At 73.9% G+C, this 22,983-nt stretch carries 23 protein-coding genes and 1 other RNA gene; 11 read left to right on the top strand and 13 right to left on the bottom strand.

Annotated features, from left to right (window positions below; all coding sequences use genetic code 11):
• Positions 1-278 precede the first annotated feature (278 nt).
• Entirely contained in the window at positions 279-644 is a 366-nt protein-coding gene (locus R3E88_14910; GenBank protein MEZ4217772.1) for a TraR/DksA family transcriptional regulator, read from the bottom strand.
• Between the two features lie 207 nt (positions 645-851).
• Between R3E88_14910 and R3E88_14905 the strand changes: the two genes are divergently transcribed.
• Complete coding sequence (locus tag R3E88_14905) at positions 852-2,462, top strand: Na/Pi symporter (GenBank protein MEZ4217771.1); 1,611 nt, start codon at positions 852-854, stop codon at positions 2,460-2,462.
• Positions 2,459-2,704 carry a hypothetical protein gene (locus R3E88_14900; protein ID MEZ4217770.1) on the top strand — a complete coding sequence of 82 codons (246 nt, stop codon included), beginning with the start codon at positions 2,459-2,461 and terminating at the stop codon, positions 2,702-2,704. The genes R3E88_14905 and R3E88_14900 overlap by 4 nt, the downstream gene beginning before the upstream one ends.
• Positions 2,705-2,735: 31 nt before the next feature.
• Here the strand turns inward: R3E88_14900 and R3E88_14895 are convergent, their stop codons facing one another.
• From R3E88_14895 to R3E88_14875, 5 genes are all read right to left on the bottom strand, one after another.
• Positions 2,736-3,491 (bottom strand): sulfite exporter TauE/SafE family protein, encoded by a 756-nt coding sequence (locus tag R3E88_14895; GenBank protein MEZ4217769.1) that lies wholly within the window; start codon positions 3,489-3,491, stop codon positions 2,736-2,738.
• Between the two features lie 49 nt (positions 3,492-3,540).
• Positions 3,541-4,695, bottom strand: a complete 1,155-nt coding sequence (locus R3E88_14890) for a thiolase domain-containing protein (GenBank protein ID MEZ4217768.1) — start codon at positions 4,693-4,695, stop codon at positions 3,541-3,543.
• A complete protein-coding gene (locus tag R3E88_14885) occupies positions 4,695-5,756 on the bottom strand; it encodes a lipid-transfer protein (GenBank protein MEZ4217767.1) in 1,062 nt (353 codons plus the stop codon). Before R3E88_14885 ends, R3E88_14890 begins: the two co-directional genes overlap by 1 nt.
• Positions 5,756-6,757, bottom strand: a complete 1,002-nt coding sequence (locus tag R3E88_14880; protein MEZ4217766.1) for an OB-fold domain-containing protein — start codon at positions 6,755-6,757, stop codon at positions 5,756-5,758. The genes R3E88_14885 and R3E88_14880 overlap by 1 nt, the downstream gene beginning before the upstream one ends.
• A gap of 103 nt (positions 6,758-6,860) precedes the next feature.
• Entirely contained in the window at positions 6,861-7,139 is a 279-nt protein-coding gene (locus tag R3E88_14875) for a hypothetical protein (protein ID MEZ4217765.1), read from the bottom strand.
• Positions 7,140-7,417: 278 nt separating this feature from the next.
• Between R3E88_14875 and R3E88_14870 the strand changes: the two genes are divergently transcribed.
• On the top strand, positions 7,418-8,269 hold the full coding sequence (locus R3E88_14870; GenBank protein MEZ4217764.1) for an SDR family oxidoreductase: 852 nt from the start codon (positions 7,418-7,420) through the stop codon (positions 8,267-8,269).
• Positions 8,270-8,288: 19 nt separating this feature from the next.
• Here the strand turns inward: R3E88_14870 and R3E88_14865 are convergent, their stop codons facing one another.
• Complete coding sequence (locus tag R3E88_14865) at positions 8,289-9,362, bottom strand: hypothetical protein (protein MEZ4217763.1); 1,074 nt, start codon at positions 9,360-9,362, stop codon at positions 8,289-8,291.
• Positions 9,363-9,629: 267 nt separating this feature from the next.
• On the opposite strand from R3E88_14865, the gene R3E88_14860 reads away from it, so the two are divergent.
• Positions 9,630-10,340, top strand: coding sequence for a PilZ domain-containing protein (locus tag R3E88_14860; protein ID MEZ4217762.1), 711 nt, complete (start codon positions 9,630-9,632; stop codon positions 10,338-10,340).
• A gap of 23 nt (positions 10,341-10,363) precedes the next feature.
• Here R3E88_14860 and R3E88_14855 read toward each other — a convergent pair whose 3' ends face one another.
• Entirely contained in the window at positions 10,364-11,632 is a 1,269-nt protein-coding gene (locus tag R3E88_14855; GenBank protein ID MEZ4217761.1) for a sulfotransferase, read from the bottom strand.
• A gap of 121 nt (positions 11,633-11,753) precedes the next feature.
• Here R3E88_14855 and R3E88_14850 point away from each other — a divergent pair, with 121 nt between their 5' ends.
• On the top strand, positions 11,754-12,383 hold the full coding sequence (locus R3E88_14850) for a helix-turn-helix domain-containing protein (protein MEZ4217760.1): 630 nt from the start codon (positions 11,754-11,756) through the stop codon (positions 12,381-12,383).
• 12 nt (positions 12,384-12,395) lie between these two features.
• Here R3E88_14850 and R3E88_14845 read toward each other — a convergent pair whose 3' ends face one another.
• The gene (locus R3E88_14845) at positions 12,396-13,349 is read right to left on the bottom strand and encodes a neutral zinc metallopeptidase (GenBank protein ID MEZ4217759.1); all 954 of its coding nucleotides are present in this window, start codon (positions 13,347-13,349) and stop codon (positions 12,396-12,398) included.
• Positions 13,350-13,594: 245 nt separating this feature from the next.
• Between R3E88_14845 and R3E88_14840 the strand changes: the two genes are divergently transcribed.
• The 4 genes from R3E88_14840 (at position 13,595) to ssrA (ending at position 16,154) form a co-directional block, all read left to right on the top strand.
• Positions 13,595-14,203: a LemA family protein gene (locus R3E88_14840; GenBank protein ID MEZ4217758.1), complete on the top strand. Its 609-nt coding sequence runs from the start codon at positions 13,595-13,597 to the stop codon at positions 14,201-14,203.
• Positions 14,200-15,093 (top strand): TPM domain-containing protein, encoded by an 894-nt coding sequence (locus tag R3E88_14835; protein ID MEZ4217757.1) that lies wholly within the window; start codon positions 14,200-14,202, stop codon positions 15,091-15,093. The genes R3E88_14840 and R3E88_14835 overlap by 4 nt, the downstream gene beginning before the upstream one ends.
• Before the next feature lies 1 nt (position 15,094).
• Positions 15,095-15,727: a TPM domain-containing protein gene (locus tag R3E88_14830; GenBank protein ID MEZ4217756.1), complete on the top strand. Its 633-nt coding sequence runs from the start codon at positions 15,095-15,097 to the stop codon at positions 15,725-15,727.
• Positions 15,728-15,789: 62 nt separating this feature from the next.
• Positions 15,790-16,154, top strand: a transfer-messenger RNA (tmRNA) gene (gene ssrA, locus R3E88_14825).
• Between the two features lie 292 nt (positions 16,155-16,446).
• Here the strand turns inward: ssrA and R3E88_14820 are convergent.
• Entirely contained in the window at positions 16,447-17,289 is an 843-nt protein-coding gene (locus R3E88_14820; protein MEZ4217755.1) for an SDR family oxidoreductase, read from the bottom strand.
• A gap of 127 nt (positions 17,290-17,416) precedes the next feature.
• Between R3E88_14820 and R3E88_14815 the strand changes: the two genes are divergently transcribed.
• Positions 17,417-17,788, top strand: a complete 372-nt coding sequence (locus tag R3E88_14815) for a hypothetical protein (protein ID MEZ4217754.1) — start codon at positions 17,417-17,419, stop codon at positions 17,786-17,788.
• A gap of 39 nt (positions 17,789-17,827) precedes the next feature.
• Here the strand turns inward: R3E88_14815 and R3E88_14810 are convergent, their stop codons facing one another.
• Positions 17,828-18,385 (bottom strand): hypothetical protein, encoded by a 558-nt coding sequence (locus tag R3E88_14810; protein MEZ4217753.1) that lies wholly within the window; start codon positions 18,383-18,385, stop codon positions 17,828-17,830.
• Positions 18,382-18,714 carry an ArsR family transcriptional regulator gene (locus tag R3E88_14805; protein MEZ4217752.1) on the bottom strand — a complete coding sequence of 111 codons (333 nt, stop codon included), beginning with the start codon at positions 18,712-18,714 and terminating at the stop codon, positions 18,382-18,384. Before R3E88_14805 ends, R3E88_14810 begins: the two co-directional genes overlap by 4 nt.
• A 51-nt stretch (positions 18,715-18,765) precedes the next feature.
• On the opposite strand from R3E88_14805, the gene R3E88_14800 reads away from it, so the two are divergent.
• Entirely contained in the window at positions 18,766-20,751 is a 1,986-nt protein-coding gene (locus R3E88_14800) for a carboxylesterase family protein (GenBank protein ID MEZ4217751.1), read from the top strand.
• Here R3E88_14800 and R3E88_14795 read toward each other — a convergent pair.
• Positions 20,748-22,979, bottom strand: a complete 2,232-nt coding sequence (locus R3E88_14795) for a DUF3604 domain-containing protein (GenBank protein MEZ4217750.1) — start codon at positions 22,977-22,979, stop codon at positions 20,748-20,750. The genes R3E88_14800 and R3E88_14795 overlap by 4 nt on opposite strands.
• Between the last annotated feature and the right edge of the window lie 4 nt (positions 22,980-22,983).

Here is a 22,983-nt window from a genome sequence, read left to right as displayed (position 1 = left end):
CGCGTCGCCGGCGGACGTACCTCCGATGGCGACGACGTCGAGATAGACATCGGGCGCGAAGGCCCGGCCGTCTTCGAGCAGCCGCTCGCACGCGGCGCGCGCGTCGAACGCAGCGGCTGCGGCGGCTGCGGTGGATGGCGCGTGGCCCGCGCGCGCGTCGTCGGCCGGCGCGGGCGGGAGCGGCTCCTTGAAGACGTGCTCCGCGCCGAGCCACAGGCGCGATCGGCGCGTCGCGATGGGATCCCGGGCAGCGCCGGGCGGCGGCGCGGGCCCGCGCGTCAGGAGCGCGCGCTCGTGTGCTCGCGCTCGGTCGCGCAGTCGACGCAGAGGTCCGCGCTCGGCAGCGCGTCGAGCCGCATCGGGTCGATGTCCGCGCCGCACGCGTCGCAGATGCCGAAGCAGCCCGCGTCGATGCGCGCGAGCGCCGCGTCGATGTGCCCGAGCTCCACGCGCTCGGTGTCCGACAGCACGTCGAGCACTTCGTCGTTCTCGCGCTGCACGGCCTGCTCGGCGAAGTCGGGGTCGAGCGCGCCGCCTTCGCGCCGCCGGTCTCCGGTCACGCGGCCGAGGCGCCGCTCGAGCGCGCGCCGGCGCTCGCGAAGACGCTCGTAGAGAACGGTCAGGCCGGGCTTCGCGGTCGACATGGAGCGGACCTCCTCGGCGGCGTGGCGTTGCACGCGGCATACCATCGCGAAGTCGCGCGTGCACGCGCGAAGGCGCGAGGGCGATGCGAGCGGCGTGACGCGCGACCGCACCGGACGCGGCGTGCGAGGCCGCGCGCCCCGCTCGCGGCCCGTGCGCGGGCGCGAAGTCGCACCGGCGGTGGCGCGACGCTTGCACGAGAGGGCCCCATGACCGAGAGCCTGATCCGCAGCGCGGGCGGTCTCGCCCTGTTCCTCCTCGGCATGCTGACGATGACCGACGGGCTGCGCGGCGTCGCCGGGCGCGGGCTCGAGCGCACGCTCGAGCGGCTGACGCGCAGCCCGACGAGCGGCGCGGCGACAGGCGCCGTGCTGACGGCGCTGATCCAGTCGTCGAGCGCGACGACCGTGCTCGCTGTCGGCTTCGTCGGCTCGGGCCTGCTCGACTTCGCGAACGCGCTCGGCATCGTGATCGGATCGAACGTGGGCACGACCGTCACGGGCTGGATCGTGGCGGCCTTCGGCGTGCAGCTCGAGCTCGGCGCGATCGCGCCCGTCGCGCTGCTCCCCGGCGTGCTCGCGCGCCTGTTCGCGCGCGGGCGCGCGCGCGACGCGGGCGGTGCGCTCGCGGGCTTCGCGCTCCTCTTCATGGGCATCGACGCGCTGCGCGACGGGCTCGCCGGCTTCCAGGGGCTCGTCGAGCCCGCGCACTTCCCGCCCGACACGTGGGTCGGTCGCGCGGAGCTCGTCGGCATCGGCGCCGCGATCACGCTCGTCACGCAGTCGTCGAGCGCGGGCGTCGCGCTCGCGATCGTCGCGCTCTCGAACGGGCTCGTCGCGCTGCCGCAGGCCGCGGCGCTCGTCGTCGGCATGGACGTCGCGACGACCGCGACGGCGGCGCTCGCGACCATCGGCGCGTCGCTCCCCGCGCGCCGCACCGGCCTCGCCCACGTGATCTACAACGTGCTGACGGGCATCGGCGCGTTCGCGCTGCTGCCCGCGTTCGCCGCGGCGGTCGCGCGCTTCGCGCCGGACGTCGCCGCGCAGCGCCCCGAGCTCGCGCTCGTCGCGTTCCACACGTTCTTCAACTTCGCCGGCGTCGTCGCCGTGCTGCCCGTCGCGCGGCCGTTCGCGAGGCTCGTCGAGGCGATCGTGCGCGATCGGCCGACGCCCTTCACGCGCCGGCTCGACCGCCGGCTGCTCGCCGAGCCGGCGATCGCCGCGCGCGCGCTCGGCCCGACGCTCGACGAGCTCGCGCGCAAGACGTTCGCGACGCTCGGCGAGCTGCTCGACGGGCGCGCGGGCGCGCGCGAGCGGCTCGACCTCGTCGAGCTCGCCGTCGGCGAGACGCAGGCCTATCTCGCCGCGATCCCGGTCGTGCCGGCGCGCGCCGCCGGCCGCCCGTCGCTCGCCCAGCAGCGCGTGATGCACGCGCTGCACGCGCTCGACCGCCTCGACCGGCTCGTCGCGCGCGGCCACCAGACCGACCGCATCGACGCGCTGCGCGCCGACCCGGAGCTGGCCGCGCTGCGCGCGCGCGCGAGCGACCTGCTGCGCGCGTGCGCGCAGGACGCGCGGCGCGGCGGCGACGCGCTCGCGAAGCTCGCCTCCGAGCTCGAGGCGTCCGAGCACGCGGCGCGCGAGCGCGCGGTCGCCGCGACCGCGGCGGGCGCGATCCCGACGGAGACGGCGCTCGAGCGCATGGACGCGCACCGCTGGGCGGAGCGCGTCGCACACCACGCGTGGCGGATCGCGCATCATCTCGCCGCGCTCGAAGGGGACACGCCGCTCGGCGCGATCCCGGGAGACGACCGCCGATGACGACCAGGGAACGCTCGCAGGACGACGCGCTCGGGGCCGAGGCCGCCGACCAGCTCCACCACCGCGACGACAAGCGCGACGCCGCCGAGATGCGGATCGAGGAGCTGGTGCGGGACGTCGAGTACGACGAGGAGTCGCACGACGAGGGCTCGCGCGCGACGCCGGCCGTGCTCGCGGCGGGCGCGCTCGTCACGCTCCTCGTGCTCGGCGCGCTCGCGTGGCTCTACGCCATGTGGCTGTAGCGGTGGCTGTAGCGGCGAACGCCGGCCGCACTCACGGCGCGCCCGCGCCGCGCGCGACCGAGACGAGCAGCGCGACGCCCAGCGCGCCGAGCGCGACCCACGCCGCGCGCCGGAAGCGAGCCGGGTCGGTGCGGTGCGCGAGCGCGACGCCCGCGAGCGTGCCGGCGACGACGGCCGGCGTCGCCACGAGCGCCTCGACGGCCGTCGCGCGCGGGATCAGCCCCTGCGTTCCCGCGAGACCGAGCCGCGCGAGGCCGCTCGCGACGAAGATCATCTGCAGCGTCACGACGATCGCGAGCGGCGGCTCGGGCCGCCGGTAGAGGTGCACGACGAGCGGCGGCCCGCCCGTCTGGAACGCGCCGCTGAAGAGGCCGGAGACGAAGCCGACGCCGACGTCGAGCGGCGCCGACGCGCGCGGCGGCATCGGGCGCCCGAACACGTTCCAGGCGGAGATGCCGACGATCGTCGCGCCGAGCAGGCCGACGAGCAGGTCGCGCGGGAGCCGGCTCAGGGCGAGCAGCCCGACGACGAGCCCGACGACGAGCGAGGGCACGATGCGCGCGACGAGCGGCCACATCACGTGGCCGTGCGCGCGCGCGACCATCGCGAGCGAGAGCGCGAGCGCCGTCAGGTTCACGAAGGCGGAGGCGTGCACGATGTCGACGCGCGCCGTCAGGACGCCCATCGTGATGATGCCGTAGCCGAAGCCGAAGAAGCCCTGCACGCCGGCGGCGAACGCGACGAGCGCGAGCGTCGGGGCGAGCGCGATCCACGTCTCGGTCGTCATGCGGTCGACCGGCGGCGTCGCGCGGCGCGACGCTCCCGGGCCGTGCGCCCTAGAACGTCGGGCTCGGGTCCGACGACACGATCCACATCGCGAAGTAGTTCGCGGCGCCGCCGTAGGCGTGGCCGAGCGCGACGCGCGCGCCGTCCACCTGGTACTCGCCCGCCGTGCCGCGCACCTGGTTCGCCGCCTCGAGGCAGCGGATCATGCCCGACGCGCCGATCGGGTTCGACGACAGCACGCCGCCCGACATGTTCACGGGGAAGTCGCCCTTGATCTCGGTGGCGCCCGCGTCCGTCATCTTCCAGCCCTCGTTCTCGGGCGCGATGAGATGACCCTCGAGCCACATCGGCTCGTACCAGCTGAACGGCACGTAGAGCTCCGCGCAGTCGATCTGGCGGCGCGGGTCGGTGATGCCGGCCTTCTTGTAGAGCGCCTTCGCGCAATCGACGCCGGCCTGCGGCTTCACGGGGTCGCGGCCGGGGAACTGCGAGAACTCGGTGCGCTTCGCGTGCGCGACGACCCACGCCGGCTTCTTCGGCGCCTTCTTCGCGCCGGCCGCGTTCGTCAGCACCATCGCCGCCGCGCCGTCGCTCGACGGGCACGACTCGAGGAAGTGCAGCGGGTCCCACAGCATCGGGGACTCCTTCACCTTCTCGATCGAGATGTCGTGGATGTGCAGGTGCGCCTTCGGGTTGCGGAGCGCGTTCTGGCGATCCTTCACCGCGACCTTCCAGCCGATGTGCTCGGGCGCGCCGCTCTTGCGGATGTAGTTGCGGATCCACGGCGCGAACGAGCCGCCCGCGCCCTGGCTGCCGCTGCGGCCGCCGCCGAGCGCCCAGGTCGCGTTGCCGTCGCTCTGCTTCTCGTAGCCGAGCGTGAGCACGGTGCCGAACATGCCGCTCTCGACGAGCGTCGCGGCCGAGATCGCGGTCGACGCGCCGACCGAGCCCGCGGTGTGCACGCGGTGGATGGGCTTGCCGACCGCGCCGAGCGCGTCGGCGAGCGAGATCTCCGGCATCACGACGCCTTCGAGCGCGTCGGGCGCCTTGCCGATCACGACGGCGTCGATGTCCTTCCACGTGAGCTCGGCGTCCGCGAGCGCCTCGAGCGCGGCGTCGCGCACGAGGCCGTCGAGCGACACGTCGAGCTTGCGCTTGTACTTGGTCTGTCCGAGACCGACGATGGCGCAGCGTTCGGCCGCCATTACGCCCCCCCTTCGAGCACGCAGAGCAGGTTCTGTTGCAGGGCCGGCCCGCTCGCGGCGTGCGCGAGCGCGCGCCCGGCCTCGCCGTTCGCGATGCGCCGCGCCGCCTCGACGACGCGCGTGAGCCCCGTCGCCATCACCGGGTGGCCGCACAGCGGCCCGCCCGACGGGTTGACGCGCACGGAGTCCGAGAGCCCGAGCGCGCGCCGCAGCACGATCTCCTCCGGGCTGTAGCGCACGCACAGCTCGGCGATGTCGAAGGCGCCGCCGTCGATGCCGAGCTTCTCGGCCGCGATGCGCGTCGAGGCCGACTCGCTGAGATCGCGAAGGCCGGGATGGCTCGAGTCCATGCGGTGGTCGATGCCGCGGATCCAGACGGGCTTGTCCGTCAGCGCGCGCGCCTTCTCGCCGCGCGCGAGCAGCACCATCGCCGCGCCGTCGCTGATGGGCGGCAGGTCGTGCTTGCGGAGCGGCGCCGCGTAGTACGGCTCCTTCAGCAGTGCGTCGACCGACACGTCCTTCGCGACCTGCGCGTAGGGGTTCGCGAGCGCGTCGCGGCGCGAGCGCGAGACCACCTCGGCGAAGTCCGCCTCGGTCGCGAGGCCCGCGTCGACGAGCGCGCTGGCCTGCAGGCCGGCCATCGACACCGGGTCGAGCCCGAGCGGCGCGTGGTAGTACGGGTTCATCTGCAGCGGGAAGATCTCGCGCGGCCGGCCGGGCGAGCTCTTGCCCGAGCCCGCGACGAGCGCGACGTCGATGTCGCCCATCTGCAGGCGCACGTACGCCTCGAACAGCGCCCACGCGCCATCCATCTCCACGTGCGACTCGTAGACGGGCGGCCACGCGCCGAAGCCGTCGACGTTCGAGACGAAGGCGAACGGCATGCCCGACAGGTAGTCGCAGCTCCCGGCGATGGTGAAGTCGACCTCGTTGCGGTCGAGCTTCGTGTCGGCGAGGACCTGGTTCGTGAGCCCCATGAGCAGCGACACCTCGCTGTCCGCATAGGAGCGGTACGAGGGCGTCTGCGCGAACGCGACGATTGCGATGTCTTCTCCGGCCATCAGAACAGGTGCTCCGAAAACTTCTCGAAGGGGACGTCGGGCTCGCCGGTCGGCTCCCACCGATCGATGACGCCGCCCGTGCCGCCCCAGCGGTTGTCGATCTCGCTGATGTCGCGCTCGCCGACGGGTTTGAAGACGCAGCGCACGCGCATGCCCGCGCGGAACTCGTCGCGCGGGATGTTCCGGATGTCCTGCTGCCCGATCACCGTGTCGGCGCCGTCGAGCAGGATCGAGGCGCGCACGTAGGGCTCGGTCTCCTTCTGCCCGTAGTACTGCACCGGCGTGATGATCGTGTAGGTGACGACGGTGCCCGTGAGCGGGAGCACGACGTCGTCGGCCTCCGTCATGGGCACGCGCTCCATCGGGTCGTAGCCCCTGCTCGGCACGTAGACCTTGCCGCTCACCGGGCTCTTCTGCCCGACGAAGCGCCCCTCGACGAGGCCCTTCAAATAGCGTCGGCGCGCGGGGATGAGCCGCTCCTCGAACTCGAGCGAGATCAGGTGCTCGGTCATCTCGACCTCGCCCTGGCCCGGCTCGATGTACTGCTTGCGCGCCTCGGCCTCCGGCACGAAGTAGACGTCGGTGATGGCCTGGCGCCGCTCGTCGCGGAACTGCGCGGCCACGCGCGCGCCCTTGCGCACCGCGTCGGGCGACGCGGCCTTCACCGCGTGCACGAGCGGGGTGTCCGCGCCGTCGAGCAGGACGAGCGCGAACGCGAACGGCTCCTGGAAGGGATGCTTGCGCGTCGGCTCCGCGATCCACGTCGCGGTGACGACCGTGCCGCCGGGCCCGACCTCGACGTACTCGGGGCTCGCGATCTCCTCCGCCGTCTCCGGGTCGAACTCGATCGGCGGCACGACGACCCGCCCGCCCGTGCGGACGCCGAGGATCTTCCCGTCGCGCAGCGCCGTCAGGAAGCGCCCGATGACGGGACCGGTCGTCCTCGTATAGGGATACTCGAGCGTGTACCGCGTGGTGGTCGGGATCTCGGGTGTGGCCATGCGCGCATCCTACAAGCGCGCATCGCTTCCTGGGAAGCCTACGAAGAACGAGCCACGCGCGGGCCCGCCGGTGAGCGCGAGGGAGCGAGTGCGCGCGCGGCGCTCAGTGCGCGCGTCGGTCGTGCGGGCGCCGTCGCGCGAAGCGCGACGCGACGAGCGCGACCGCGGCGCCGACCGCGCCCGATGCGAGGAACTCGAGGCGCGCGCCCGCCGCCGGGCCGGCGGCGACCGACGGTGCCGCCGCGCCGGCCGCGAGGTCGACCGCGCCGACCGGGTCGGCCGTCACGAGCCCCACGAGCGCCACGGCCACCCACGCGGCCGCGATCGCGACCGTGAGACCGAAGGCGCGCGAGCTCGAGTCCATGCCAGGGAGTGCCTTCATCGAACCCTCAGGTTCCGAAGAAATCCGATGGCCAGGGCCGATCGGCCGTGCCGACCGCCCGGGCGGGCGCGGCTCGACTCCCGCGCCGGCCGGGTCGGGCGATGCGCATGGCCGCCGCCGACCCGAAGGCCGACATTCCCGCGCCGCGGCCGGCGCCGCGGCCGGGCGCAGCCGGAGCGGCAGGAGCGGCCGGGCGCTCGCAGCCGACCCGCGGGGCCCGCGCCGGCGCCCCGCCGCGCTAACCAACCCCGCCGCGCTAACCAAGAATGGGGGATCGGATGGCAGCCGAGCGGGGGGTCGCGATCGTCACGGGGGCCTCCTCGGGCATCGGTGAGGCGACGGCCGAGTGCCTGGCCGCCGAGGGCTTCGCCGTCGTCGCGGCCGCGCGCAGCCGCGACCCGCTCGAGACGCTCGCCGCGCGCATCGAGCGCGCCGGCGGCCGCGCCCTCGCCGTCCCGACCGACGTCGCCGACGAGGCGGCGTGCCGGGCGCTCGTCGACCGCGCCTTCGAGGCCTTCGGCCGCGTCGACCTGCTCGTCAACAACGCGGGCTTCAGCCTGTCGGCCGCGCTCGAGCAGATGTCGCGCGACGACCTGCGCCGCACGTTCGAGGTGAACCTGTTCGGCGGGCTGCAGCTCACCGGGCTGCTCGTCCCGCTCATGCGCGCGCAGGGCGGCGGGCGCGTCGTCAACATCAGCTCGCTCGCGAGCCGCGTGCCCGCGCCGCTCGCCGTCGCCTACGCCGCGACGAAGGGCGCGCTCGAGTCGGCCACCGACTGCCTGCGCCTCGAGCTCGCGCCGTGGAACATCGAGATGTGCCTCGTCGTCCCCGGCTTCGTGAAGACGCCCGTCTTCGACAAGGCGAAGGAGTGGGGCGAGTTCCTGCGCAACGACCCCGACAACCCGTACCGCCAGCTGATGTTCGACCTCGAGGAGTTCGCCTACGGACAGCTCGAGCACGCGATCGAGCCGCGCGCGGTCGGCGAGGTCGTCGCGCTGGCCGCGACCGCGGCGTCGCCGCGCGCGCGCTACTACGTCCCGTTCTCGGCGCGCATGCAGTCGGGCTTCATGCGCACGATTCCCGTCTCGCTGCGCGATCGCATCCTCGCCCGCGTCTACAAGATGGGCTGACGCGACGCGCACGCGCCGCTCACTCGCCGTCGCGAAACAGGCCGGGGCCCGTCACGATGCGGCGCACGAGGCTCGCCTGGCGGTTCGTGCCCGTCTTCTCGAACAGCCGCTTGAGCCGCGTGCGCACCGTCCCGACCGTGAGCCCGAGGTGCTCGGCGGCCTCGTCGAGCGTGAAGTCCGACGCGAGCAGCGCGGCGAGCCGCGCCTCGGCGGGCGTGAGCCCGTAGTGCTTGCGGAGCGGCTCGACGAGCTCGACCTCGACCGTCGCGGGATCGGGAATGAAGACCGCGGTCGTCGCGCCCATGAACGTCGCGAGCTCGTCCGGCGGGGCCAGGCGCGAGACGCTCACGTGCGGGCGCACGTGCCCCGTGACGCTTCCGTGCGAGTCGAGCAGGCGCGCGACCGCCTGCTGCATCCGCTCGCGCCGCGCGCCGAGCGCCGTCGCAGCCACGAACGAGCTCCCGTCCGCACCTTCGAGGATGGCGACCGCCGAGCGGTTGGCGAGGACGACGTGGCCGTCGTCGTCGAGCAGCACGACGCCGATGCGGAGGCGATCGATCGAGCGCGAGAGCGCGGAGCTCGTCGCCGTGAGCGCGCGCTGTCGCGCCGTGGCGCGGGCCGCGTGCACGAGCCAGGGCGCGAGCTCCTCGAGCAGCGCGACCGCTTCGTGGCCCGGCTTCGCATCGCCGTTCGGGAACACGCACAGCTGCCCGACGATGCTCGCCCGGTCGGACGCGAGCGGGACGCCGACGACCAGGCCTTCGCGCATGTCGAGCGGGTCGAGCACGGTCTGCCGCAGGCGCGGGAGGCCGCGCGCTTCGGCGACGTCGGTCGACCACACCTCGCCGATCGGGAACCGGCTCACGCGCCAGTAGTCGACCTCGTGATCGCTCGGCGAGCCGTCGTACGCAGCGAGCCGCTCGCGCACCGCCTCGGTGCTCGCGGCCGTCGGCGCGCCGAGCCCGGGCTCGACCCACGCGATGCAGTGGGCGCCACCGAGCTCGCGCGAGACGGCGGCGACGAGGGAATCCCAGTCGGGCTCGGCGGCATCGGGCGGGAACAGACGCGCGAGGAGATCGAGGATCTTGCTCAAGGCGCACTACTCCGAACTCAGGCGCCGGTACCCGGTTCGGAGCCAGGACGTGGTGCATCGTCCGCCATCGTTCCCCGCGAGAAAACCCCCAAATGAGGGTTGCTAGGTGGGACGGCCACGCCTTACACGACCCCGGCGGCTCGGGGCGCGAACCAGGCCCCGAGCGCGCGTGCGGCGGAGCTGCCGCAGGGTGGGGCGGTGTGCTGCGAGGGCCGCCGCCCGCCGTGACATGCGAAGCGACCGCCGGGTACGGGGTGGGAGCACGCCTTGTCCGCGAAGGGCCGCGTCCTGGTGGTCGGCTTTCCCCGTGGTGCGGCGGAGCTGCGCTCCGACCTGCTCCAGCTCGGGTTCCTTCCGCTCGAGGTCGACGACCTCGGCACCGCCTCGCGCGAGTTCGCGCGAGGGACGCCGCTCAATGGGCTCGTCTTCCTGAACGCCCACTACCCCGAGCACGGGCTGCGCCCCGCGCTCGAGCAGCTGCGCACGGCCGCGCGCGGGAGCGCGCAGCTCGTGGCGGTCGGCGCGACGCCCCACCTCCACACGCGCCGGCTGCTTCGCGACTCGGGCGTGCCGATCGGCCTGTGGACGCCCTACGAGCTCGAGGACCTGCGGCTCGCGATCGACATCGCGACGCCCGGCATCGACGCCGAGCGCCGCTCGTACCGGCGCGTGCCGACGGCCATCCGCGCCCAGCTGTCGCACGCCGAGCGGCGCATCGCCGCGACGATCCGCGACCTGTCCGTCTCGGGCGGCCGGTTCGAAGCGGCGGAGCCCGTCGCGCGCGGCACCGAGCTCGTCGCGCACTTCGCGCTCTCGGGCGAGCCGCTCGCGCTGCGCGCGCGCGTCGCGTTCGCGATCGAGCCGAGGGAGAGCGACGCGCGCGTGAGCTTCGGCGTGCGCTTCCTGTCGCCGCCGTCGGCGGCGCTCGCCGCGCTCGCGGGCTACGTCAACGCGCGCACGGATGCGCGCCGCGTCTGAGCGCGCGGGCCGAGCGCCCGCGCTCAGCCTGCGCGCTCGGGCACGACGCCGAAGCGCTCGCAGTAGCCCTTGAACGCGGCGTCGACCTCGTCGCTCTGCAGGCCGAACATGCCGAGCGTGTAGCGGTGCGTGCCGTGCGCGTCGCGCGGATTCGCGGCGAGGAAGGCGCGCATGCGCGCCTCGGCCTCCGCGGAGAGCGCGAGCCCGAAGTGGTCGTAGATGCGCGCGACGCTCGCGAGCGGGTCGGCCGCGATCTCGTGGAAGTGGAGGTCGAGGAACTGCCCCGCGTGCTGCGGCAGCGCGGCGCGCGCCTCGAGCCCCTGCTGCAGGTACGTCGACCACAGCCACAGCTGCTGGCGCCCGAGCGCGTGCGCATCGGGCGCCGCGGTCGACACGCAGCGCATCGCGTACTCGAGGCTCGACACGCTCGGCACCACCTTGCGCGGGTCGCGGTGCGTCTGCACGACCATCGCGTCGGGATACTCGGCCATCATCGCGGCCACGGGCCCGAGGTGCCCGGGCGACTTCAGCACCCAGCGCTCGCGGCGGTGCCGCGACTGCAGGTGCTGCAGGAAGGCGCGGTGCCAGCGATAGGCGGGCGCGAGGTCGGCGCCGACGATCCAGCGTTGATAGGCGGCGACGTCGAAGCACATCTCGAAGCGGATGCTCAGGAACGCCGACGCCGTGAGCACGATGCACTCCTGCGGCAGGAGCGCGCCGATCGGATGGATGGCCTGGAACGTCGGCGCGAGCCCGCGCAGCTGCGCGAAGCGCTTCTCGGTGCGGCGGATGCGCGGGTCGACGTCGTACGTCGCCGCCTCGGGCGGCGGACACGGGTCGTCGACCTCCCACGACAGCGGCGAGCGGTGCGCGGGATCCTGCGCGAGCAGCCCGTAGAGAATGGTCGTGCCCGTGCGCGGGAGCCCCATCACGACGAGCGGCCGCGCGATCGCCTCGCGCGCGACCTCCGGGTGGCGCTTGCGCCAGTCGACGAGCGCGAGCCGCTGCGTCAGCAGCTCCATCAGCTGGCGCTTCGCGAAGAAGCGGCCGAACGGCGTGAGCGCGGCGTCGCCCTCGAGCGACGCGACGAGCCGCTCGTAGCCCTCGCGGAACTCGTCGGGGCCGAAGTCGTCGCAGCCCGCGGCGCGCGCGGCCTCGTCGAGCAGCGCCTCGGGCTCGAGGCGCGCGGGGAAGACGCGCGCGCGCGCGAGCAGCGGGCCCATGCGGTTCATGGCGCGGATCGGCAGCGGGAGGCGCGCGGGCGCGAGCGTCGACCGGCCTGCCTCGTCCATGTCGCCCCCCGCTCGCGAGCCGCGCGACTCTAGCGCGCGAAGCACGCGGCGGATCGGGCTAGCGTGTGCGAGCGGTGCGCGGCGCGCGAGCGGCGGGCGCGAGAGTGCGAGGGAGGCGGCGATGGACGAGACGAAGCCCGAGGCCAGGCGCGAGCTCGGCAAGGCCGCGACGCAGGAGCGCATCCTCGCCGCCGCGACCGAGCTCTTCATCGAGCGCGGCTACGAGAGCACGACCGTGCAGGACGTCGCCGACCGCGCGGGCGTGAGCCGCGCCACCGTCTTCTGGCACTTCAGCGAGAAGGCCGCGCTCTTCCGCGAGGCGTTCACGCGCATGTGCGACCCGTTCCGCGCGTCGCTCGAGCAGGACTGGTCGGACGTCGAGCCCGGCAAGCGCCTGCAGGAGCAGCTCGCCATGTCCGAGCGCTTCGCGCGCGACCACCACCGCGAGATCGGCGCGTTCATCCGCTGGGCGATCGAGTCGCCCGCGTTCCGCGAGTTCGTCATCACCGCGATCATGGACCTGAACCAGCGCTTCGCCGGGACGATCACGCAGACGGTCGCCGAGATCGCGCCGCCCGGGCACGACCCGAAGCTCCTCGCCACGAGCCTCATGCTCGCCTTCGACGCGAACCTGCTCATCTCGGTGCTCGACACGCGCGTCGACGCGGGCGTGCGCACGCGCGACGAGCGGAGCGCGGCCGTCGCCGCGCTCGCCGCGCTGATCGCGAAGGCCGGCGAGCCGGGACGCTAGGCGGGGACGCCGCTAGAGGCGCGACACCTCGAACGTGTCGCAGGCGTTCGGGTCGCCGCTCTCGAGCCCCTTGCGCAGCCAGCGCGTGCGCTGCTCGGACGAGCCGTGCGTGAAGCTCTCGGGCTGCACGCCGCGGCCGCTCATGCGCTGGATGCGGTCGTCGCCGATCGCCGCGGCCGCGCGCAGCCCCTCCTCGACGTCGCCCGGCTCGAGCACGCCGCGGCGCGACGTCGCGTGGCCCCACACGCCGGCCAGGCAGTCGGCCTGCAGCTCCATGCGCACCGAGAGCTCGTTCGCGCGCGACGACGCCGCGCGCTGCTCGCGCCGCACCGCCTCCTCGACGCCCGTGAGCCGCTGCACGTGATGGCCGATCTCGTGCGCGAGCACGTAGGCCTGCGCGAAGTCGCCGGGCGCGCCGAAGCGCTGTCGCAGCTCGTCGTAGAAGGCGAGGTCGACGTACACCTTCTGGTCGCCCGGGCAGTAGAACGGGCCCATCGCGCTCTGGCCCATGCCGCACGCCGACGGCGTCGCGTCGCGGAAGAGCACGAGCTTCGCGTCGCGGTAGCCGGGGAGCAGCTCGCCCCACGTCGCCTGCAGGTCGTCGAGCACGAACGAGACGAACTCGACGAGCTCCTCCTCGGCGGGCGTCGTCGTCGCGGGCGGCCGCGCGCCGACCTCGGGCATCGCGGCGCCCGGGAAGCCGCCGTCGAGGTCGACCCCCACCGCGCCGCCGCCCGCGCCGCCTAGCATGTCGAGCGGGTTCACGCCGAGCAGCCACGCGACGCCGAGCATCAGCACGAGGCCGCCGAGCGAGAGGCCGCCGCCGCGCCCGCCGCCCATCGGGATGCGCACGCGCCCGCCCTGCGCGCCGCCTCCGAGGCCCGGGAAGCCGGGAAGCCGCCCGCGCCCCGCGTTGCCGCGGCGATCCTCGAGGTTCTGGCTCCGTCGCCCGCGCTGCCACCGCATGCTCGTCCCTCGCTCTTCGCGCTGCGCGTTCCGCGCCCGCGCGGCGCGCAGACCCGCATACCCGCACACCGGCACACCGCGCCCGCGCACGGCGAGCGCGCGCGTAGGTTCCCACGAATCGGGCTCGCGTTGCACGCCCGCGCGCCGCCGGCGCGCGATCGCCCGCGGCGCGCGCGCTAGCCTCGCGCGCGCCGACGACCGCCGGCGCGCCCGTCGGCGCGCCACTCGGCACGGGAGGGCCCGCCGTGAGTCGACCGACCCCTGTGCGCGCGCGCCGCGCGACCGCCGCGCTCGCCGCCCTGCTCGCGCTCACCGCGACGAGCGGCTGCGGCTACAACGACATCCAGGCCGGCGACGAGGCCGTCTCGGCCGCGTGGGCCGAGGTCGCGAACCAGTACCAGCGCCGCGCCGACCTCATCCCCAACCTCGTGAAGGTCGTGAAGGGCGCGGCGAGCTTCGAGCGCGAGACGCTCGAGGCCGTCGTGTCCGCGCGCGCGAAGGCGACGAGCATCGAGCTCTCGCCCGAGCTCGTGAACGACCCGGCCGCCCTGCAGCGCTTCATGGACGCGCAGGGTCAGCTCACGAGCGCGCTGTCGCGGCTGTTCGCCGTCTCCGAGCGCTACCCCGAGCTGCGCGCGACGGACGCCTTCCGCGACCTGCAGGCGCAGATCGAGGGCACGGAGAACCGCGTCACCGTCGCGCGCGGGCGCTACATCGACGCCGTCCAGTCCTACAACACGCTCATCCGCTCGTTCCCCGTGAACCTCACCGCGAAGCTGTTCGGCGCCGAGCGCAAGGCCACGTTCGAGGCGCGCAGCGACGTCACCGACCGGCCGCCGGAGGTCGAGTTCTGAGCCGCGCGCGCCGCACGGCGCGCGCGCTCGCGGCCGCGCTCGCCGCGGCGCTCGTCGGCGCGGCCGCGCTCGCGCCGCCCGCGCGCGCACGCGACGTCCCGCCGCTCACCGGCCGCGTCGTCGACGGCGCCTCGGTGCTCGCGCCCGGCGAGGCCGCGCGGCTCGAGAGCGAGCTCGCCGCGTTCGAGCGCGAGACGACGCACCAGATCGTCGTGCTCACCGTCGCGAGCCTCGAGGGCGAGGCGATCGAGAGCTTCGGCATCCGCGTCGGCGAGGCGTGGAAGGTCGGGCACGCCGGGCGCGACAACGGCGCGATCGTCATCGTCGCGGCCGCCGACCGGCGCGCGCGCATCGAAGTCGGCTACGGGCTCGAGGGCGTCGTGCCCGACGCCGTCGCCGCGCGCATCCTGCGCGAGCGCATGATCCCGCGCTTCCGCGAGGGCGCGATGGGCGCGGGCATCGTCGACGGCACGCACGCGCTCATGCAGGCGGCGCGCGGCGAGGCGCTGCCGCCACTTCCCGCGACGGCGCGCGGGCGCGACGCCGTGCGCGGCCTCGAGCCGCTCTTCTTCGCGGTCTTCTTCGGCGCGAGCATCGGCGCCGTGCTCGGCCGCAAGCGCTGGGCGCTCGCCGCGCTCGTCGGCGGCCTCGTCGCCGCCGGCATCGCGTTCGCCGCGACGCGCGCGATGGCGCTCGCACTCGGGAGTGCGGCCGGCGGCGCGCTGCTCGCCCCGCTCCTCGGGATGGGCCCGACGCACGGGACGCGCGGCGGCTTCGGCGGCGGCGGCTTCGGCGGCGGGGGCTTCGGAGGCGGCGGGTTCGGAGGCGGGGGCGGCTTCGGCGGCGGGGGCGGCGGCTTCGGCGGCGGCGGCGCCTCGGGGAGCTGGTGACGTGAAGCCTTCGCAGCTCCTCACGCCCGAAGACCGCGAGCGCATCGAGCAGGCCGTGCGCGACGCCGAGCGCGGCACCGCGGGCGAGATCGTCGTGGCCGTCGTGCGCGCGTGCGACCGCCATGCCGCCGCGCCGTGGCGGCTCGCCGCCTGGGCCGCGGCCGCCGTGCTCGTCGCCGCCGCCGCGTTCGCGCCCGACGCGCGCGCGCTCGAGCTGCTCGCCGGCGTGCTCGTCGCCGGCGCGGCCGCGCACGCCGCGTGCCTCCTCGACCCCGTGCGCCGCGCGCTCGTCCCCGAGCGCGAGCTCGAGGAGCGCGCCCAGCGCGAGGCGCGCCGCGCGTTCGCCGAGCACGGCCTGCGCCGCACCGAGGCCCGCACCGGCATCCTCATCCTCGTCGCGCTCTTCGAGCACCGCGTCGTCGTGCTCGGCGACGAGGCGATCGATCGCGCGCTCGGCCCGGACGAGAGCTGGCAGCAGGTCGTCGACGCCATCCTCGAAGGGCTCCGCACCGGCCGCGCGGCCGACGGCATCGCCCTCGGCGTGCGCCTCTGCGGCGCGATGCTCGCGCACCCCCTGCCGCCCGCCCCCGACGACCGCGACGAGATCCCGCACGGCCTCGTGCTCGAGGACTAGCCACCGCGCAGCGGCCCGCCCGGTTGCCATCGCGACCTGCCGCCCTACCCTCCGTCGCCGTTGGGGGCGATCGGCTTCGACGGGTGGTCGAAGGCCGGCGCTGCGTGTCGAGGTCGTCACCACCTCGTGAAACAGTGGCAAGTTGGTAGTACACCTGCCGACGACAACTACGCACTCGCTGCCTAGCTAACCCCTAGGAACTAGCGACATCCGTCCGCGACGCCTTCTAGCGGGGAGCGGATGTCATCCGAAGGCTGGCTCCCGGATCGCCGATCCGCCGTACCCGGGAGCGAGACCCACGTGGATCTGGGGCGAGGCTCCTCCCGTCTTCGCGACAGGCCCGCCCGAGATCGAGCGAAGACTACACACGTAGACGCGCCTGCTGGACGCCATGCGGACGCGGGTTCGATTCCCGCCGCCTCCACCATTCTTCGCAGCTTCGATCGTCTGCGTTCGCGATTCCGTTCCCTCGAAAGCCCCTGTCTGCTGCTTCATCCGTCGACGGATTCGCGGTCTTGCGCATGCGGCGATCGGGCGCGGGGCAAGCGAGGGCATCAGGTCTACGACCTGGAAGTGCAGCCTCACCGCCTCACTCGACGCGACGAGACCTCGAGCGAACCGATGGTTTGCGTCGTCCCGTCCATTCGCTCGAAGTCGACACGTGGTCACGCCGAGGCAGGCAGCGGATGCGCCCGTAGGTCGACGCTGTCGAACGTCCGTCACCGGTTCGGTGCGGCGCCGACGCGCGCGGGGAGCCCCAGCATTCCCCTCATGATCTCGTCGACTTGTCGGTCGTCGAGTTCGCGCTGCGCGTCGAACCGCTTCGTCATGGATTGGGGAATCACGCAACGTGTCGGGGGCCGCGACGCCAGGACCGCATCGATCACACCCGCAGCGATCTCCGCAGGCGTGGAGCCCTCGCCCTGCATGCCGAATGCCGCGGCTGGCTCGTGGAGCGCGGCGTAGTCGTCCAGCTGCACGATGCCCGCGAGGCCGCCACTCTGCTTCGCGATGAAGGGCGTCGCGATCAGGCCGGGCTCGATGATCGTGACGTCGATCCCGAACATGGACACCTCCATCCGCAGGGCATCCGACATCCCCTCGACGGCGCGCTTGGTCGCGGCGTACCAGCCGAACCCGGGCAACACGGTCCGTGCGATGGTGGAGCTGACGTTCACGACGTGTCCGGAGCGCTGAGCGCGCATGATCGGCAGCACGGCCTGGAGCATGCGCCCGTAGCCGATCACGTTGATGTCGAAGAGCAGTCGCAGGGTCTCGATCGGAACGCACTCGATGGCGCCCAACTGTGGCATGGCGGCGTTGTTGATCAGCAGGTCGATTCGTCCGTGCACCTCGTGGACGCCCGCCACGCCAGACTCGACCGAGTCCATGTCGGTCACGTCGATCGCCAGCGTGTGGATGTCGGGACCTTCCAGGTGCGCCGTCTTCTCGATGTCGATGTCGCTCGCGCAGACGGCGTATCCGGCTGTGACGAGCTGCCGCGTGATCTCGCTGCCGAGGCCACCTCCCGCGCCCGTCACGAGTGCGATCTTCTTCGTCAAGGCCCTTCCTCCTCGAGGCTGCTCGTGTTCTCATCGAACCGCCCCGGGTTCCTCGAAGGCTCGGTGGGTCGAGTCCGGCCTCGACGGCCGGCCTCTGCATGCGCTCCGGATCGTGAGAGGACACGTCATGCGGCACAACTGGCCGGCGATCATCGACGAGCTGAGCGCGTCTCCCGAGCGGACACGAAGGGTCGAGATGGGCTCTCCGGGCAGCGCTCAGGTGACGCGCACGCGTCTCGTCGCCGAGTGGGATGGAGTCGAGGTCCGCACCGAGGGGCCCCACATCATACTCACGCAGGTCGCCGATCGGATCGCACCGAAGGCACGCGCGAACGAGGGCCGACCCGAGCTCGCAGCCGATGAGCGGCGCGAGGAGGGCCGCGACATGTGTGTCGACCTCGTGCGCGACATGGTGCGGGCGCGAGTCCTTCCGTCCGGCTATGCGGAGCGCGCCCTCGATGCGCTCGCGCTCGCGGAGACGGGCGAGGTGCGGCGCTGAGTCGCGCGTCGCGGCTCCGACCCTCTCGGGCTCGTGCACCTACCCGCCCGCGACCTCGCGCAGTCGCCGCTCGAACTCGCGGAACCGTTCCTCACCGTGCGGGCGCTCGCCGCGCGCCCACTTGCCGATGCGCTCGAGGTCGACGGGGTGCCGCGTCGCGACGTGTAGTGCCTGTTCGAGGCACTGCGTGTCCGCGTCGTGGAAGTACCACGCGAGCCGGTCCATGACGCACTCGGTCGGCGCCAAGAGGCGGAGCGTTCCCATTCGCGTCTCGCGCTCGGCGAAGCTGCGGATGGTTTCCTCGCCGATCGCGACGGGGCCGGGCGGGAACTCGACCCAGTAGCGGCTCTTCGGGTGGGTCCAGTGGCGCTGGGTCTTCACGAAGCCGAGGGATTGCATGGCGGCTTCGACCTTCCGGGCGAGCCCGGTCGGAACGAAGTCGAGGTCGTACGAGACGTACTCGGCGTCGGAGTAGATCGACACGACTGCACCCCCCGAGAGCACGACCGCGATGCCGTGCGCGTCGAGTGTGGTGCAGACGAGAGCGGCCAGGTCTTCGAGGGAGGTGCGCGCGCCGATCCGAGGCTTCCTGCTCAAAGCGGCTTGCCCGCTCGGCGCGGCCGCCTGCGTTCGCTGAAGTAGCGCTTCCGTTCGGACGCGGGCAGCTGGTCGAGCGCCTTCCGGAGGAGGGCGCGCAGCTCGCCGCGGAACGGGTAGCGAGGGTTCCAGCCATAGAGCCGGGTGCGTCCCTGGAGTGAGCTCACCAGCGCGCCCGCGCGCTCGAACCGCTCGAGCTGCCGCTGCGCCATGTGGAGCGTCAGGTCGTCGAAGGTGCGCGCGATCGCGGTCGCATAGCCTTCCTCGTACTGCTCGAGGTACAGCAGGACCTTCTCGGCGCTGGCGTTTCCGAAGATGCCTTCGAGCATGCGGACCGACCCCATCGGAGCGCCGGCATGATAACCCAATAGTTGGGTCATATGACCCCGAATCTGGGTGTTCGATCGAGGCGCCCCGCCGTGCCCCCCGCCCGAACGACGGGCCGGGGTTGGCGGGACGACTCCCTCCGGCGATTTTCCTGCATCGACCGGTCCAGGTTCTGCGAGATTCCGTCACCCCCCTTCCCCCTCGACAGGAGCCCCATGCACCGCCGCCTCACGACCGCTCGCCTCGTTCTCGCCCTCGTCCTCGGCGCCGCACTCCTCGCGTCCTGCGCGAGCCCCGCTCCGCCTCCGGCTCCCACTGCCGATGCGGCCACGCTTCGCGACCTTCCGGCCGGGAAGGTCGTCGGGCATGCGACGGCGTCGGGTGCGCATGCGTGGCAGGGCATTCCGTTCGCGCGGCCTCCCGTCGGCGAGCTGCGGTGGCGGGCGCCGGAGCCGTTGCCGCGGTGGAGCGGGGTGCGCGAGGCGCTCTTGCCGGGCGAGCGGTGCGTGCAGTATCCGACGCCGCTGCTCGACGAGGGGCCGTACGACCGGCCGATCGGGTCGGAGGATTGCCTCACGCTCAACGTGTTCGCGCCGGCGTTCGCGCCGGGGGCGGTGCCGACGGGTGCCGAGCGGCGGCCGGTGATGCTGTGGATCCACGGCGGCGCGAACCTGACGGGCGAGAGCGGGAACTACGACTGGAGCGCGTTCGCGGCGAAGCACGACGTCGTCGTCGTCGCGACCAACTATCGACTGGGCATCTTCGGCTGGCTGCGCCACCCGGCGCTGCACGACGAGCGCGACGACGCGCTCGACCGCTCGGGAAACTATGGAACGCTCGACCTCGTGCGCGCGCTCGAGTGGGTGCGCGACAACGCCGCGGCCTTCGGCGGCGACCCGGGCAACGTGACGATCTTCGGCGAATCCGCGGGCGGCAACGACGTGATCGCGCTGCTCTTGTCGCCGCCGGCGCGCGGGCTCTTCCACCGCGCGATCTCGCAGAGCGGCGGGACGTGGTCGGCGAGCGTCGCCGAGGCCGAGAACTGGGCGGACGACCCGCAGGCGCCGGGGCTTCCGTTCAGCTCGCGCGAGCTGATGGCGAAGCTGCGCGCCGCCGAGCACCCGGGCGAATCGCGCGCGGAGTCGGTGGCGGCGATCGACGGCGCGAGTGCGGCCGAGCTCGGCGCGTGGATGCGCGGCCGCAGCGCGGCCGAGCTGATGGCCGCGCTCGCCGATCGCGAGGCCGTCGGCATGAGCACGGTGCCGCTCACGATCCGCGAGGGGAGCGTCGTCCCGGAAGGCGAGATGCTCGAGAGCTTCGCGCGCGGGAGCCACGCGCGCGTGCCGACCGTCCTCGGCACGAACCGCGACGAGAACCGCCTCTTCCTGATGATGGACCCGAAGTACACGTGGAAGCTGCTCGGCCTGCTGCCGCGCATCCGCGACGAGGAGCGCTACCTGCGCGACGCCGAGTACGCGAGCCTGTCGTGGAAGGCGGACGGCGCGGACGAGATCGCCGAGCGCATCGCCGCGCACGCGGCGTCGCCCGTCTACGGCTATCGCTTCGACTGGGACGAGCTGCCGCCGCGCCTCGGCACGGATTTCGCGACGCTGATCGGCGCGAGCCACGGCATCGAGATCCCCTTCGTGATGGGCAACGACTCGCTCGGGCCGCTGCTCGAGCTGCTCGGCGGCGAGGCGACGATCGCCGCGCGCCAGCCGCTCGTCGACGCGATGGGGAGCTACTGGGCGCAGTTCGCGCGCACGGGCGACCCGGGGCGCGGCGAGTCGGGCGACCTGCCCGCGTGGACGGCGTGGGACGCGTCGAGCGACGCGAGCCCGCGCTTCATGATCTTCGACAGCGAGGCCGACGGCGGCCTCCGCATGTCGGCCGACTACGTGACCGCCGAGCGCCTCGCGCGCGACGTCGTCGCCGACCCGCGCTTCGAGACGCCCGCGGATCGCTGCACGGCGCTCGAGGCCGTCGAGAAGAAGTTCTCGCACTACGACGGGGAGGCGCGCGCCCGCGCGGGCTGTTAGTCGCGCGCCGCCGGGTGGTCGACCCAGATGGGCGACGACCACGCGCGCGGCTCGTGCGGCGACAGGCAGTCGGGGTCGCTTCCGTCGGGCGACGGGCAGAGGTGCGCGCGCACGCACGCGCCCTGCGCGTCGCGCTCGCAGCGGACGTTGCCGGCGTTCACCCCGGGCGCGGGCGCCTCGAAGGCGCGCACGTAGTAGAGCGCGTCGCGGCCCGCGGCGGTGTGGTCAGGGTCGCTGAACGTCACCGTGCAGCCGGCCGGGTCGGGCTCGCACGCGAACGTCTTCCACGGGTCGTCGACGAGCCGCGCGACGTCCTCGCCCGGCTCGCGCTGCGGGCGGATGCGCACGACCTCGATGCGCGTGATCGCGCGGCGCGTCTCGCCCGGGTGGTAGCACTCGCCCTTGCAGACGTGCTCGAGGCGCTCGGGCGACAGCGCCTGCCCCGCGTAGTCGGGACAGCCGGGAAGCTGCTCGAACGAGCCGACCGCGCGCGCCCGGAAGATCGGCACCTCGGCCATCGCGACCTCGCCGCCCATCGGGAGCGCCGCGCCGCGCACGGCGCCCGGCGCGTTCAGCAGGTCGAACCACAGGAGGATGCGCGGGCCGCTCGTGCCGTACACCTCGCGTCGCTTCAGCGCGGACCAGATCGCGGCGCGGTCGCGCCCCTCGGCGTGCGCGGCCACGAGCCCACCCGTCACGAAGAACGAGCCCTGGCGCTCGGTCTCGAAGACGTCGAAGCCGAGCTTCTCGAGCCGGAAGGGCACCGAAGTGGGCACGGGCTCGTCGTCGCCCGGGAGCAGCATGCGCGTGAACGAGCCCGCGTCGATCGACGCGTCGGCCACGCTCTCCGTGAAGCCGCGCCGGTGGACCTCCTTGTAGCCGGTTCCCGGGCGTGCGAAGTGGTTGTCGCTCGAGGCCATGAAGCCGAAGCGGAAGCGGCGCGGCTCGCCCGCCTCGTCGAAGTTGCCGAGCGCCGCGATGTACTGCGCCGAGCTCGCAGGACGATAGTTGAAGGCCGGCTCGCGACAGTCGCGGCACTGGCCGGCGTCGAGCCAGTCTTCCGCGTGCGCGCCCGGCACCGTGCGCGCGACCGCGACGCGCGCATCGACGGCGTGCTGGCGGGCCGTGGCGGCGCGGCGATCGCACTCGTCGTCGCCCTCCCCGGCCGCGCGACAGCGCTCGCGCACGATCTCGCCGGCGCGCCAGCACGTCGGAAGATGGTCGGCGCTCGGCGGCGGACAGGAGAGCGAGCCGTCCTCGGCGACGTCGACGGCGCGCCAGTCGCGGTAGACCTCGGCCTCGCCGTGGCCCGAGTAGACCTCGATCAGCGTCTGTCGCGCCGGGTCGTGCATCGGCCCGCGCAGCTGCTTGTCCCAGCTCGAGCCGGGCGGCGTGTACAGCCCCCACGTCGTGCCGTGCGGAATCACGATCGCGTCGACGCCGCTCGCGTCGAGCTTGCGGAACAGGTCGGCGGGCGTCGCCGCGACCTCGAGGCAGTCGGGCGGGAGGTCGGCCTCGGGCACGTCGTCGGGGCACGCCTCGCGGCGCTCGGCGGCGGCGAGCATCGCCGCCCAGTCGTGCATGCGGCCGCCGGCGACGAGCGCGGCCGCGCCGCGCGCGAGCACGGGCGGTCCGCCGCCGAGCTCGCGCACCGCGGCGATCGGCCGCGGCGGCACGTCGCCCTCGCCCGTTCCCGCGAGCACGACGTTCTTGTGTCCGTAGTGCGTCTCCGGCGTGAGCCCGACCTGCGTCCACTCCCAGCCGAGGAACGCGACCGTGTCGGGGTCGCTGCCGTCGCCCGCGACCGCGTTGCACTGCCGGATGGTGTCGACGGTGTCGGCCCACTCGCCGGCCGAGACGTTCGACGCGTGGTCGTTGATCGACCAGAAGTCGAGCGCCGAGCAGAAGCGCGCGAAGTCGCAGGCGTCGGCGGGCGGGTGCGCGCCCTCGCCGCCGAGCATCGGCAGCGAGAACATGAACGCGTCGCGCGAGAACGTGCTGTGCACGTGGAGGTCGCCGAACAGGATCTGCCTGGGCTGCGCGACGCCGGCCGCCGCCGCGGCCTCGCGCTGCGCGCGAGCCTCTCGCGCGAGCGCGGCCTCGGGGCGGCGCGCTTCCGCGACGGCGCCCGGCGCTTCGGCATGCCCGAAGACGCCGCGCCCGGCGAGCCACGCGATCAGCACGAGCAGGAGCACGGCGGTCGCGACGGCGACGGCGAGCTTGCGCAAGGTT

This window comes from Myxococcota bacterium (genome assembly GCA_041389495.1).
GTDB lineage: Bacteria > Myxococcota_A > UBA9160 > UBA9160 > UBA4427 > JAWKRT01.
The sequence above is the reverse complement of the archived record's forward strand: the minus strand, read 5'-3'. Positions and strand labels throughout refer to the sequence as shown.